At 63.1% G+C, this 13,673-nt stretch carries 10 protein-coding genes; 4 read left to right on the top strand and 6 right to left on the bottom strand.

Annotated features, from left to right (window positions below; translation table 11 throughout):
- The first annotated feature begins 102 nt into the window (after positions 1-102).
- The 3 genes from M8523_RS20265 (at position 103) to M8523_RS20255 (ending at position 4,571) form a co-directional block, all read left to right on the top strand.
- A complete protein-coding gene (locus M8523_RS20265; protein ID WP_282586723.1) occupies positions 103-678 on the top strand; it encodes a hypothetical protein in 576 nt (191 codons plus the stop codon).
- A 234-nt stretch (positions 679-912) separates the two neighbouring features.
- Positions 913-3,201, top strand: a complete 2,289-nt coding sequence (locus tag M8523_RS20260; protein ID WP_282586722.1) for an NADP-dependent malic enzyme — start codon at positions 913-915, stop codon at positions 3,199-3,201.
- 59 nt (positions 3,202-3,260) lie between these two features.
- On the top strand, positions 3,261-4,571 hold the full coding sequence (locus M8523_RS20255) for a UDP-glucose dehydrogenase family protein (RefSeq protein ID WP_282586721.1): 1,311 nt from the start codon (positions 3,261-3,263) through the stop codon (positions 4,569-4,571).
- Positions 4,572-4,638: 67 nt separating this feature from the next.
- Here the strand turns inward: M8523_RS20255 and M8523_RS20250 are convergent, their stop codons facing one another.
- Positions 4,639-5,196 carry an NADPH-dependent FMN reductase gene (locus tag M8523_RS20250; protein WP_282586720.1) on the bottom strand — a complete coding sequence of 186 codons (558 nt, stop codon included), beginning with the start codon at positions 5,194-5,196 and terminating at the stop codon, positions 4,639-4,641.
- Between the two features lie 4 nt (positions 5,197-5,200).
- Positions 5,201-7,129 (bottom strand): potassium transporter Kup, encoded by a 1,929-nt coding sequence (locus M8523_RS20245; RefSeq protein ID WP_282586719.1) that lies wholly within the window; start codon positions 7,127-7,129, stop codon positions 5,201-5,203.
- 203 nt (positions 7,130-7,332) lie between these two features.
- Here M8523_RS20245 and hrpB point away from each other — a divergent pair, with 203 nt between their 5' ends.
- On the top strand, positions 7,333-9,810 hold the full coding sequence (hrpB, locus tag M8523_RS20240) for an ATP-dependent helicase HrpB (RefSeq protein ID WP_282586718.1): 2,478 nt from the start codon (positions 7,333-7,335) through the stop codon (positions 9,808-9,810).
- A gap of 13 nt (positions 9,811-9,823) precedes the next feature.
- Here the strand turns inward: hrpB and M8523_RS20235 are convergent, their stop codons facing one another.
- From M8523_RS20235 to M8523_RS20220, 4 genes are all read right to left on the bottom strand, one after another.
- Positions 9,824-11,224, bottom strand: a complete 1,401-nt coding sequence (locus tag M8523_RS20235; RefSeq protein ID WP_282586717.1) for a pilus assembly protein TadG-related protein — start codon at positions 11,222-11,224, stop codon at positions 9,824-9,826.
- A 77-nt stretch (positions 11,225-11,301) separates the two neighbouring features.
- A complete protein-coding gene (locus M8523_RS20230) occupies positions 11,302-11,925 on the bottom strand; it encodes a TadE/TadG family type IV pilus assembly protein (RefSeq protein WP_282586716.1) in 624 nt (207 codons plus the stop codon).
- A 46-nt stretch (positions 11,926-11,971) separates the two neighbouring features.
- Entirely contained in the window at positions 11,972-12,532 is a 561-nt protein-coding gene (locus M8523_RS20225; protein WP_282586715.1) for a TadE/TadG family type IV pilus assembly protein, read from the bottom strand.
- 149 nt (positions 12,533-12,681) lie between these two features.
- Positions 12,682-13,080 carry a hypothetical protein gene (locus tag M8523_RS20220; RefSeq protein WP_345894272.1) on the bottom strand — a complete coding sequence of 133 codons (399 nt, stop codon included), beginning with the start codon at positions 13,078-13,080 and terminating at the stop codon, positions 12,682-12,684.
- Between the last annotated feature and the right edge of the window lie 593 nt (positions 13,081-13,673).

Below are 13,673 nucleotides of genomic sequence, written 5' to 3'. Positions count from 1 at the left end.
ATTCTTTCCACTCCCAGTGCGGCCCGCGCAAGCTCATTATTTGTTCTTGGCAGCACCTTTCAGGTCCAGGCCGGAAATTCACCGGATAACTTCACCGATACTGTGACCCTGACGCCTGGCACCACGGCTCTCGATGGTGGGGCCGTGAATCTGACCCTGTCGATCGTCCCGGCAGGCGGAGGCAGCGAGTGGCTCGTTTTCGACTATACGACTGCGAATGGTGGTCCGTTGGCGAGCTACAATGCAAACTGGACCATCAACCAGGTCGGCCTCGACGCTGCGGTTCCCGTCAATTTCATTGCGGCCTTCTCGAAATTCTCCGTCAACGGCACGGCTCAGACGCCAAGTTACAGCTTCTTCGGCGGTTATTCGGTCGAGGCCGATCCAGTCCCGGGAGGGACCGGCATGGGTCTCGGGGTCGGTGGCTTTGTGGCGCCGCTCGGCTCAGGTCCACTCGGTGGCCTCGGTGCTTTCATAAACCCTTGGGGCTCTTACCTCAGCAGCGCAGGGATCGATCCCAATGCGGTGAACGGCTACGAACAAGCGCTTGAATTCAGCCCCGTCACGCTCTCCGCCGTCCCGCTCCCGGCCTCTCTTCCGCTCTTCGGGACGGCTCTCCTGGGCTTTGGTGCCGTTCGATACGGGATGCGGCGCAGAGGAAAAGCCGCAACGGCCTGACGCCCCAGCCACCGAACTGAAACAGCGGCGGCTCACCGGGGAGTTGCCTCCCGCCCGACATTCTCCAGCACAACGCGAAAGCGCCATCGGCTCATCGCCGTTGGCGCTTTTTGCTACGCCGAGATGCTCCCTCCGCGCTGGCTTGGTTCGAGACGAGAACGAGCCTCGACCGAGGCTTGTGATGCGAGGGGCTGCGTGCTTAACACCGTTCCAAAGGGAGCGGAAACAAACATCATGACCGACACAGGAAGCCGTCGCCCGAAACGGCCGACCATCACCGATCAAGAGGCGCTGCACTTTCATTCGCAAGGGAAGCCCGGCAAGCTCGAAGTGGTGCCGACGAAGCCCATGGCAACGCAGCGCGACCTTTCGCTGGCCTATTCGCCGGGCGTCGCGGTGCCGGTCAAGGCGATCCACGAGGATCCCTCGAAAGCCTTCGACTACACGTCGCGTGGCAACATGGTGGCGGTGATCTCGAACGGCACCGCCATTCTCGGCCTCGGCAACCTCGGCGCACTCGCCTCGAAGCCCGTGATGGAGGGCAAGGCGGTGCTGTTCAAGCGTTTCGCCGACATCGATTCGATCGATCTCGAGGTCGATACGGAGGATGCCGACCAGTTCATCAACGCGGTTCGCTATCTCGGCCCCTCGTTCGGCGGCATCAACCTCGAAGACATCAAGGCGCCCGAGTGCTTCGTCATCGAGGAGCGGTTGCGCGAACTCATGGACATTCCGGTGTTCCATGACGACCAGCACGGCACGGCCATCATCGCCGCCGCCGGCATGATCAATGCCATGAAGCTGACCGGCCGCGACATCCGCGAGACCCGGCTCGTCTGCAACGGGGCGGGCGCGGCCGGCATCGCCTGTCTCGACCTCATCAAAGCCATGGGGTTCGCGCCCGAGAACGTGATGCTCTGCGACACCAAGGGCGTCGTGTATCGCGGCCGAACGAGCGGCATGAACCAGTGGAAGTCGGCCCACGCGGTCGAGACGGGCAAACGCACGCTCGAAGACGCCATGGAAGGGGCCGACATCTTCTTCGGCCTCTCGGCCAAAGGGGCGCTGACGCCCGCCATGGTGAAGAGCATGGCGCCCAACCCGATCATCTTCGCCATGGCGAACCCCGACCCGGAGATCACGCCGGAAGAGGCCCATGCGGTGCGGGACGACGCGATCGTGGCGACCGGCCGCTCGGACTATCCGAACCAGGTCAACAATGTCCTCGGCTTCCCTTACATCTTCCGCGGCGCCCTCGATGCACGGGCGACCACCATCAACATGGAAATGAAGATCGCGGCCGTGCATGCGCTGGCCGATCTCGCTCGCGAGGATGTGCCGGACGAGGTGGCGGTCGCCTATCAGGGGTCGCGGCCGCGCTTCGGGCGCGACTACATCATCCCGGTGCCGTTCGACCCGCGGCTGATCCATACGATCCCGCCCGCCGTCGCCCGCGCCGCCATGGACAGCGGCGTCGCACGACGGCCCATCGTCGATATGGACGGCTACAAGGCGCAGCTTTCGGCGCGGCGTGATCCGGTCGCGGGCGCCCTGCAAAGCATCATGGAGAAGGTCCGGCGCTACCCCAAGCGCGTGGTCTTCGCCGAGGGCGAGGAAGAACAGGTGCTGCGCGCGGCGCTCTCTTTCGTCAGCCAGGGGCTCGGCACCGCGATCCTGGTCGGCCGTGAAGACCGCATCAAGGCCAACGCCAGCCTGGCCGGTCTCGATCTCGCCGAGGTCAAGGGAATCGAGATCCACAATGCGGCTCTGTCACGCCGCAACAGCGTTTACGCGCAGTTCCTCTACGAGCGCCTGCAGCGTAAGGGCTTCCTGCTGCGCGACTGCCAGCGCCTGATCAACCAGGATCGCAACCATTTCGCCGCCGCCATGACGGCGAACGGGGATGCCGACGCCATGGTGACGGGCGTCACGCGCAACTTCTCGATCGCACTCGAAGAGGTGCAGCGCGTCGTCGGCCATCGGCCGGGCCATCGGCTCATGGGTCTGTCCATGCTCATCGCGCGCGACCGCACGGTGCTGGTGGCCGACACGGCCATCACGGAACTGCCGAATGCGACGGAACTGGCCGCGATCGCGGTCGAGGCCGCCGGAGTCGCGCGCCGGCTCGGCTATGAGCCGCGCCTGGCGCTCCTCGCCTTTTCAACCTTCGGCTATCCCGCCGGCGAACGCACCCGGCACGTGCAGGAGGCGGTCGAAATCCTTGACGGCATGCACGTCGATTTCGAGTACGACGGTGAGATGGCGGCCGATGTCGCGCTGAGCCGGGAGCGCATGGCCGCCTATCCGTTCTGTCGGCTGTCCGATACGGCCAACGTGCTCGTCATGCCGGCTTTCCATTCGGCGTCGATTTCCACCCATATGTTGAAGGAGCTCGGTGGCGCGACGCTGATCGGGCCGCTCATCGTAGGGCTCGACCGCCCCGTCCAGATCGTCCCCCTGGGGGCGAAGGATTCGGACATCGTCAATATGGCGGCATTGGCGGCATTCAACATTGGCGGTTGAGAAGATGACCTGCCTCGCGGTACAGGTAACGCTACGGTAATGCTGCACTGCGGGGTATCATGCGGGTTGCAATGATCGGCTCGGGCTATGTGGGCCTGGTGTCAGGGGCCTGTTTCGCCGATTTCGGCCATGTGGTCACCTGCGTGGATCTCGACCTGGCAAAGGTCGAGGCGCTTCAGAAAGGCAAGATCCCGATCTTCGAGCCTGGCCTCGAAGAGCTCGTCGTCAACAATGCCAAGGACGGTCGTCTCGCTTTCACGACCGATCTCACGGCTGCGGTCGGCAAGGCCGAAGCCGTCTTCATCGCGGTCGGCACGCCGTCGCGGCGCGGCGACGGTCATGCGGACCTCTCCTACGTCTATGCGGCGGCCCGTTCCATCGCGGCGGCCATGCAAGGGTTCACGGTGGTGGTCACCAAGTCGACCGTGCCGGTCGGCACCGGTGACGAGGTCGAGCGGATTATCCGCGAGGAGCGCCCGGACGCCGATTTCGCGGTCGTATCGAACCCCGAATTCCTGCGTGAGGGCGCGGCCATCACGGATTTCAAGCGGCCCGACCGCATCGTTGTCGGCACCGACAATGCACGCGCCCGCGACGTCATGTCGGAACTCTATCGGCCACTCTTCCTTAATAGATCGCCGATCTTGTTCACGAGCCGTCGCACGTCGGAGCTGACGAAATACGCCGCGAATGCGTTCCTGGCGACCAAGATCACCTTCATCAACGAAATCGCCGATCTCTGCGAGAAGGTGGGCGGCGATGTGCAGGATGTCGCCCGGGGCATCGGCCTCGACAATCGCATCGGCACCAAGTTCCTTCATGCCGGCCCCGGCTATGGCGGCTCCTGCTTTCCGAAGGACACGCTCGCCCTGGTGAAGACTGCGCAGGATGCCGGGTCACCCCTGCGCATCGTCGAGGCAGTGGCGGCGGTGAACGAACGTCGCAAGAGTGCGATGGCGGAGCGGGTGATCACGGCCTGCGGCGGTTCGGTAGTGGGGAAGACGATCGGTCTGCTTGGTCTCGCCTTCAAGCCCAATACGGACGACATGCGGGAGGCGCCTTCGCTCGCCATCGTGGCGGCGCTCGAAGAGGCGGGCGCGACGGTGCGGGCCTATGATCCCGAAAGCATGGCGATGGCCAAGCCCCTCATGCCAACCGTGATCTATTGCAAGGACGCCTATGATTGCGCCGAGGGCGCCGCGGCCCTGGTTCTGGTGACCGAATGGGACGAGTTCCGCGCCCTCGATTTCATCAGGCTCGGCGAGATCATGAGCGCGAAAGTCCTAGTTGACCTGCGCAACGTCTATCGGCCCGAGGACCTGCTGCGGCGTGATTTCGCGTATACGGGCATCGGCCGAGGGACGATCTGAGCGACAGCATTGCAGACACCAATCCCAGCGTCTCGATAACAGCGCTGGTAAGCGAATGTTGCGTTGGCTAGCGTGCGGGGATTGAGCGCACGCACGAGGCGAAAAACCGCAACGCCGATCCAATCTCCCGCGCGTGGTCGGCGTTGGTTGCGATGGTTTGAGGGCTCTCATGTCGCCCGAGCAGCGGCAGCGCGAGCGTCGCACCTTGGACGATAAGGCCCGACATCGTGCTTAGAATTTCGGTCAACGCGGCGCGGACATGCGTGCCGCGCGTCGTGGCATGGAAGAGGGCGATGGGTTTGCCGGGAAATTCAGGCCCCCCGACAAGCCAGTCGAGCGCATTCTTGAAGGCGCCGGGCACGCCATGGGCGTATTCGGGGCAAGCGACGAGCAGGCCATCGCAGGTGTCCACGGCCGAACGGAAAGCCGCGACAGCCGCAGGTGGGGGTCGCCCGGGCTCATCCAGATCCGGATTGAACAACGGCAGATCGCCCAAGCCATTGTAGACGTCGACCCGAAGATCCGGCGGCGCGAGGAGCCGCGCCGCTTCGAGAAGCGCCGTGTTGGTCGAGGCGCCGCGTAGGCTGCCCGACAGACCGAGAAAACTTAGGGGACGCGCCGGCATCCCCTCACACGGACACCTGCGCACCCAATTCCACCACCCGATCGGACGGAATCGAGAAGAAGTCCGTCGCGGTCGCGGCCTGTTTCGACAGAGCGATGAACAGGAGATCCTGCCAGCGTGGCATGCCGGAATTGGGTGAGGGCTTCAGCGAACGCCGACCGAGGAAGAAAGACGTCGTCATGATGTCGAACTTCAGCCCGGCCTTGCGCAGATTGGCCAGCGCCGCCGGCATGCGGGGCAGTTCCATATAGCCGTAGTGGAGGATCACGGTCGTGAAGTCGTCCGAGATCTTCTCGATCTGGAATCGGTTCGCGGCGGCCACGCGCGGCTGATCTTCGGTGCGCACGGACACGATCAGCACGCGCTCATGCAGCACTTTATTATGCTTCAGGTTGTGCATGAGGGCCGAGGGGGCGACATCGGGGTCGCTCGTCAGGAAGATGGCCGTGCCAGGAACCCGTGTCGGCTTGCTTTTGCCCAGCATACGGATGAGGTCGCGCGTCGAGATCGAGTCCCGGTGCGTCTTCTGCGACAGAAGCGCCGTGCCGCGCACCCAGGTCCACATGATCAACATCGAGCCGACCGCGAGAATGAGCGGCACCCAACCGCCATCGAGCACCTTCACGAGATTGGCGATCAGGAACGCGAGGTCGATGACCAGGAAGAAGCCGATGACCAGCACCGAAGTGATGAGCGGCCAACGCCAGAGATAACGCACCACGAAGAAGGCGAGCAGCGTGGTCACGACCATCGTCCCGGTCACTGCGATGCCATAGGCATTGGCGAGCGCGTCGGACGACTTGAACAGGAACACGAGCAGCAACACGCCGATCAACATCAATCGGTTCGCCCGTGGCACGAAGATCTGCCCTTCCGTCGTCTCCGACGTGTGCTGGATTTCCATGCGGGGCAGTAGCCCAAGCTGAATCGCTTGCCGGATCAGCGAAAAGGCTCCGGTGATCACGGCCTGGCTCGCGATGACGGTCGCCGCGGTGGACAGGATCACGAAGGGGATCAAAGCCCAGCCCGGCACCATCAGGAAGAAGGGGTCCTTGATGGCGGCCTGATCCTTCAGCACCAGGGCTCCCTGCCCGAGATAGTTCAGGAGGAGTGCGGGCAGGACGAAGACCAGCCAAGCCAATTGGATCGGACGGCGGCCGAAATGGCCCATGTCGGCATAGAGCGCCTCGGCGCCCGTGACGGCCAGGAATACCAGGCCGAGGGTGACGAAGCCGGAGCCACCGCTGCCGAACAGGAAGGCGAGGCCGCGCAGCGGGTTGAAAGCCAACAGCACCTGCGGCGAATCGGCGATGTGCCAGATCCCCAAGACGCCGATCAGCGCGAAGAAGACCAGCATGATAGGGCCGAAGAACGTGGCGACCTTGGCGGTGCCGGACCGCTGCACGGCGAAGAGCGTGATCAGGATCACCACCGTGATGGGGAGCACGTAGGGAATAAGCCCCTGTTCGGCGACGCCGAGCCCTTCGACGGCGGACAGGACCGAGATCGCCGGCGTGATGATCGCATCACCGGAAAACAGCGCGGCTCCAGTGACGCCAAGCAGGAACACGACGCGGCCGCGCCGCTTCAGCACCCCTTGCGCGAGCGCCATGAGGGAGAGCGTGCCGCCCTCACCCTTGTTGTCGGCCCGCATCAGGAAGATCACATATTTGACCGTCACCGTGAACACGAGCGCGTAGATCAGAAGCGACACGACCCCGATCACCTCGCGGGGCGTGGCGGCGGTCTCGCTCGTGTGATGCAACGCTGTTTTCAGCGCATAAAGAGGACTTGTGCCGATGTCGCCATACACGACACCGATCGAGCCGAGGACCATCGGCCAAAAGCCGGTCTTGGCGCCATGGCCTTGTTCCTGACCCGCCTCAGCAGTCGCGGGCGAGACCGATGTATCGCGCATGGTGTTCTGCGTCATTCCAATCGTCTCGGACCCACTTTGCGAAAGGGTCCTCAGGGCGCAAGGGATATATCCGTTCCGACACCGCACGAGAAGGCCCCAGCATTAAATCATGCTGCGACGCCAAAATTTCGTCGTGACACTGTGTCTCGGCTCTGCGCCCTCGATCTCCGTACCTCGTCGGCTGGACAAAGCGGGGTCGTGCCGCCAAACCCAGGCGCATGACCAAGACCCCGGTGTCCTTGCCCATCGAGGCCGTTCGCGACGATCTCGTCCAGCTCCTGCGCGACGGATCACGCGTCGTGCTGGTGGCTCCCCCTGGCGCAGGCAAGACGACGCGGGTCCCCCTCATGCTGCTGGGCGAGCCTTGGACCGCCGGCGGCCGGCTGATCATTCTGGAGCCTCGTCGCCTCGCCGCCAGGGCGGCGGCAGAGCGCATGGCCGCGTCGCTTGGGGAAAAGGTGGGCGAGACCGTCGGCTTGCGGGCGCGTTTCGACACGCGGGTATCGGCCCGAACGCGCATTGAAGTGGTCACCGAGGGTGTCTTCACCCGCATGATCCTCGACGACCCCGCGCTCGACGGCATCGCCGCAGTCATCTTCGACGAATATCACGAGCGCTCGCTCGACGCCGACCTCGGCCTCGCGCTCGCGCTCGACGTGCAGGGGGCCTTGCGCGACGACCTGCGCCTCCTCGTCATGTCGGCAACGCTCGATGGGGCCCGGGTGTCAGCCATCCTGGACGACGCGCCGCTTCTCGTCAGCGAGGGGCGCGCCTTTCCGGTGGCGACGCGCTATCTTGGCCGCGACCCCTCGCGCGACATCATGAATGATGTCGTGGCCGCGGTCCTGCGGGCCCTGCGTGAGGAGGAAGGCTCGGTCATCGCCTTTCTGCCGGGCCAGCGGGAAATCACCAGGGCGGCAGGATTGCTGGCCGAGCGCGTCGCATCCACGATCGATATCGCACCGCTGTTCGGCGCCATGGATCGCGCCGCACAGGACCGCGCCGTGCAACCGGCGTCCCCAGGCCGGCGCAAGGTGGTGCTGGCCACCTCCATCGCCGAAACGTCGCTCACGATCGAGGGCGTCCGGGTGGTGGTCGACAGCGGACTGACGCGCGCGCCGCGCTTCGAACCCGATATGGGCCTGACGCGGTTGGAAACCGTGCGCGTGTCGCGCGCCGCGGCCGACCAGCGGCGCGGTCGCGCGGGACGCACGGAGCCGGGCGTCTGTTACCGGCTGTGGGAGGAAGCCGGGAACGGAGCCCTCCAGGCTTTCGCGCGCCCCGAAATCCTCGATGCCGACCTGTCCGGCCTTCTCCTCGATCTTGTGGTATGGGGCGTTCGCGAGCCCGCGCAGCTGCGATGGCTGGACCCACCCCCCGCGCCCGCCGTCACGGCGGCCCGGACCATGCTCCAGGATCTTGGCGCCCTCACGGTCGAGGGCGCCCCCACCGCGATGGGGCGCGACATTGCGAGCCTTGCCCTGCCGCCACGGCTGGCCCGCATGGTGACGGTCGCGGCCGGACGCGGCGTAGCGCAGCGCGGGGCCGAGGTTGCCGTACTGCTGATCGAACGCGCTCTCGGGGGCACCGGCACGGATGCGGAGGATCGGCTCACGCGATGGCGTCAAGACCGCTCGGGCCGCGCCGATTCGGCGCGCATCCTCGCCCGCTCGCTGGCGCGTGCCGCCGCAAGGTTTGGGGATGGCACCGGTGGGGATCACGAAGATCTGAGCGCCGGCCACCTCCTGGCTCTCGCGTTCCCCGAGCGGATCGCGAAGGCCCGTGGTGCGCCAGGCACATTTCTTCTTGTGAACGGTCGTGCGGCGTCGGTCGAAGCGGCGGACCGGCTCGCCCGGGAACCCTTTCTGGCCGTAGGGGAACTCGTCGGACGCGCCGCGGCGACCCGCATTCTGCTGGCTGCACCTTTGACGCTCGAAGAGATCGAGGCGGTCGCGGGCGACGCGATCGAACGGATTGACGAAACGCGATTCGACAAGGAGCGAGCTGGCCTCACCCGCCGCGAACAACGTCGGCTCAGGGCGTTGGTGCTGACTGAGCGCATCCTCCCGCTCGAAGCGGGTCCGGAGACAACGGGCCTGCTTGCGCGCGGCGTGGCCGATCTCGGTCTCGATCGCCTCCCCTGGACCAAGGACCTGCAGCAATGGCGGGACCGGGTCTCGTTCCTGCGTGGCGCCGAGGGTGATCCCTGGCCGGACTTGTCCGATGCAACCCTCGCCGTATCGATCGAAACCTGGCTGGCCCCCTATCTCGCTGGCAGGACAAGGGTCGCCGAGATCGATGCTTCGGTGCTCGATCAGGCCATCAAATCCCTCCTGCCCTACGATATGGGTCGCCGCCTTGCCCAAGAGGCCCCGACGCATTTCGAAGCCCCGACCGGATCGCGCCTTGCCGTGGACTACAGGGGCGAAGGCGGCCCGGGCATCGCTGTGCGGGTGCAGGAATTATTCGGGCTGTCGACCCATCCGGCTCTCGCGGGCGGCCGCGTGCCCCTCGTGCTGCACCTTCTCTCGCCCGCCAGTCGGCCAATCCAGATCACGCGCGACCTGCCGGGCTTCTGGCGGGGCTCCTGGGCAGCGGTCAAGGCCGACATGAAGGGCCGCTATCCCCGCCATCCCTGGCCGGACGACCCGGCCGCCGCGCTGCCCACGACACGGACGAAGCCGCGCGGTACTTAACGTCTCCTCAGATCTACTGTGTCAGCCGAGGCAAGCCAGATGTTGCGGCCTTGAACATCGCCTTCATGGCATCATCGATGCCCTGCGAAGGGGTGACGGTGAAGAACAAGTTAGGGGAAGCGCAGCCTTGGAGATCCGTAGGAATTTTACTGGAAATTGGAGCAACGTAAGATTTGTAGGTGTTATCATTATTGATGGGAAGATATGTCGTATACAAGATGGCAATCTTGATGCCTTGAGCTTTCATTGATTGGCACTGTGACAGCGCAATAGATGAGCCCGAAGAAAACGTCGAGATCAGCCTGTGGCTGTTGCTATTGAAATTCCCAGTCAGAGTGTTCGAAAGGTTCGGCGAAGCAGTACCGGGAGGGGAAGTTTGCGTCGACGGCGAAACCCACTTGTCGGGCTTGTTGTTGGAGCCGGAGCCGGTTCCCACAGGCTCGTCCTGCACACCATCCGTGACGACGAAGAGGTAGGAAATCGGGCTTGAGCTCGTGAGCCCATTCCCGCTCTGCGTGATGATGTTCGACATGTAGCTGAAGGCGGTGTCGTAGGACGTCTGGGTGTCCCGGTGGTCAAAGTACGAATAGGCGAGGTCGATGTTCTGTGCCTGCGAGGCGACATCGCTCAGATTGGAAGAAAGCGTCGCGATCGTTTGCAAGACATCGCTGAACGTGTAAATCGCCGCGTTGTATTGATTGGGGTACTGCTGATTTGCCGTCGCGGAATCAAACAGGTGTTGAGCCGCGATTCGTTCAACGTCGATGCGCGTCACGACGTTGTTGTTCTTGGCGATATGGTAGTTGTCGCTCGTGTTGTCGCCGGTGATCCGTCCGCTGCTAGACGTGTGTTCGTGACACGCGAAGGCGCAACCGCCGGTCAACGATTGCAGTTGTGTGATGTCATCTACCGTGGCACCGATCCCCATCGAGGGAGAATTGTCGAGCAGCAAGTAGAAGTTGGCGTAAGCCGGGATGGGCGCCACAGCCACGGCCGATCCCGATAGGAAAAGCGTCGGGACTTGAAACAGCGAGCCGAAATTCGTCGGTACGGTGGCCCGGTATTTCAGGGTTACCTGCAGGTTCCCATCAACGTAGCCGGAGGTGAGGGAGACGCTGACGACGGTAATGTTGGAGGCGTTGCCGAGTTGCGCGTCGAAGCTGGCTCGGCCGGCGTCCTGGGTCGTTTGGTCGAGGTTCGGGTTGGAGGATTTGGAAACTGCGTGGAGCACAGCGGCGTCGGCGGCCGCGTCAAGCCTCCGCTTCGCCATGATGCCCGTGGCAAAGTCGTCTGCGAGCCCGATCAAACCGATCGCCGGCAGCAGCGCAAAAGCGAAAATCATGCCGATATTGCCGCTCAGATCATTGCGAAAGGCAAGGAACCCTTTGATGAGCGGCTTGAGCGAGGCGAGCATGACGGATCCGGCAGGACGCGGCTTACGGTCTATCCCCCCGAACCTGGCACAGTAAAATCTAACCAAATGCCGGCCTGTCACGTTGTATATCCCAGGCAAGGTTGAGCAATCCCGTTGTCACCCGAAACAATCTGATATTTGATCATTGGCGTCAGCCGCGCCGTCGCATAGGCGGATCGCCGGATCGTGATGCCGTCAAAAAATCGAGACTGGAACAGTGGTCTCATCTGGTAGACCACGTCGGCGACAATAATCGTTCCGGGTGCGAAGACATGGACCGGCAGGGTCGTTGGAGATGGAGCAGCATTGTCGGGCGCCGACATCATCGCAATCGAGCACGATCGCGGCGCATCGCCTCCAGACCAGACCGCGCTGGCCGAATAGGTGCAATTGCTCGAGCAAGACGGGTCCGTTGTGAAGGTGACGGCTGCCATCGAGATAGAGATTGTGGAAGCCCAATCGACGTTGCGTCTATTGCCTTCGGACAGGAGCGAAGGATAGGTCAACATGGCGGAATCGTGATAGAATTGCACATCCTGATAGTTTATCGTCCCCAAGCTATTCTGCGCCAACATGAGGCTTATGGAATTTGCAATGGACTCCACGCGGTCACAGGCAATGACATACCGCAGCATATCGGCGCCTCCGAGAAGAAGCAGGATGAACACCGGGGCGAAGCATGCAAATTCGACGGCGGACAAGCCTCTTCGATCAACTATAAAACCTGCTCTCCGAGGAGGCGCGCCTTCAGCAGGTCGCCGCATAGCTGTGCTCGAATGGTTCATTCTTGAAGACGGACGTTTGCGCGACGAAATGGACGTTCTCGCCGTTCCATGACACAGACGAGAGCGCCGTCCAGAACGGACTGATCGTAGGCATGGCGTAGAAAGATTGAAGGAAGACGTGCACGCTCGGCGCTCCTGGACAGAAGCTTGTCTTCGAGTTGTCCATCGGCAACGGCTGGAGACCGGACCGATCGGATTTGACGAAAGCATAGTACCCGGCGGGGCTCGTTCCGACATTGGCCGTCCGGATGTCCAAGATGACCCTTGAGCAGGACATCCCGAGCGGAAGGGCGGCGCAGAACACGTTCAAGCGGAACTGATCGGCGCTCATGCCTTGCGCGGACACCGTGCCAATTTGGATCGCGCGCATCGCCTTGTCGGTGGCACGCTCAAGGAAGACTGAGCAGCAGAAGAAAAAGCCGACCTGCATCGTCTCTAGGATCAAGGTCAGGGCGACGAGTCCAAGCAGCGCAAACTCCACCGCTGCCGCCCCATGCCGATCCTGATGAAATCTCTTGAACAAGATGCTCTCGGTAGTTTTTACCTGCGACATACTGAAGCATATCTGTTAAAATACGCTTATATTGCTGGCTAACGGTTTGATCTCCCGAAGCCGCTTTAGTCCCGCTTGTCAGTCCTGCAACGCGTTCCATCAGTGCAGCATTTGAAGAATTAGAAGACCCGACCCAAGGTTGGTCGGTGACGCTTGCAAGACCGACCGTTCGCAGCGGAGAAACTTGCGTGAAACGCGGCCTGCAGCTCGACAACTCCGAGGTAGCTTCCGGGTCGCGGTCGCCGCTTCGTTAGGATGGCGAAAAAGCCCTCGACGGCGTTGAGCCGGGAGGCGCTGGTCAGGGTGAAGTGGAAGGTGATGCAGGGGTGGAGGGCGAGCCAAGCGATCACGCTCGGGTGCTTATGTGCGGCGTGATTATCGCGGTTGACGTGCATGGCCCTGGCGGCCAGGACGGTTTTTTCGACGGCCTTGAGGAAGGATAAACTCCTGATGGCAATGGCCTGCCTGCAAGCGCCGACAGCCCTTTCCACCATGTCGAGAGCCGCGAACAGCGTCATTGTGCCGTGGTGCTTGTAGTCAGCGTCAGGGTGCCGGCGCGCCACCTCCTTGGGCGACCCCGCGGCATGAGTCCGAGCGCTTGGATCTGGCTTCTGTCGTCAATCGCAAGCACCGGGCATGGGCGGCGGATCGACATCCGACCCTACGATGTCGCGAACCTTGGCTGCGAACTGAGGATCGTTCACGAGTTTGAAGGTGCGGATCCGGCGCGGCGCTTATTGGCGGTAGATGCCTACGAAAATGACGACCTCGGCCGAACATCCTGGGCCGGTGCCTCAAGCAAGGTTAACCTCCGCCTGGATTGCCGCCACCCTCACGATCGCAGATCCGAATATTTGCGAGAGTTCTAACGTCCGAGACGGGGAACGGCGAGCCCGAGTCCCGAACACTGCCCGCGTCGGACGCCAGTCCGACGCCAGCTCCCTCCACCGTCGAGCGACTCATCGCCACGCCACTTCGAGACGGTCGCTTTCGTCGGATCGACCCGGTCGAGTTCCGATCCGTGCAGCCGCTAAGGGCTCGCCCGAATTTAACTGCTCTGATTGCTGTTTGAGGAGGGGTGGATGGTGTAATTCCAGTCGCCATGGAAGGG

The organism is Lichenifustis flavocetrariae (genome assembly GCF_026130545.1).
Lineage (GTDB): Bacteria > Pseudomonadota > Alphaproteobacteria > Rhizobiales > Beijerinckiaceae > Lichenihabitans > Lichenihabitans flavocetrariae.
This window is presented reverse-complemented; position numbering and strand designations above follow the sequence as displayed.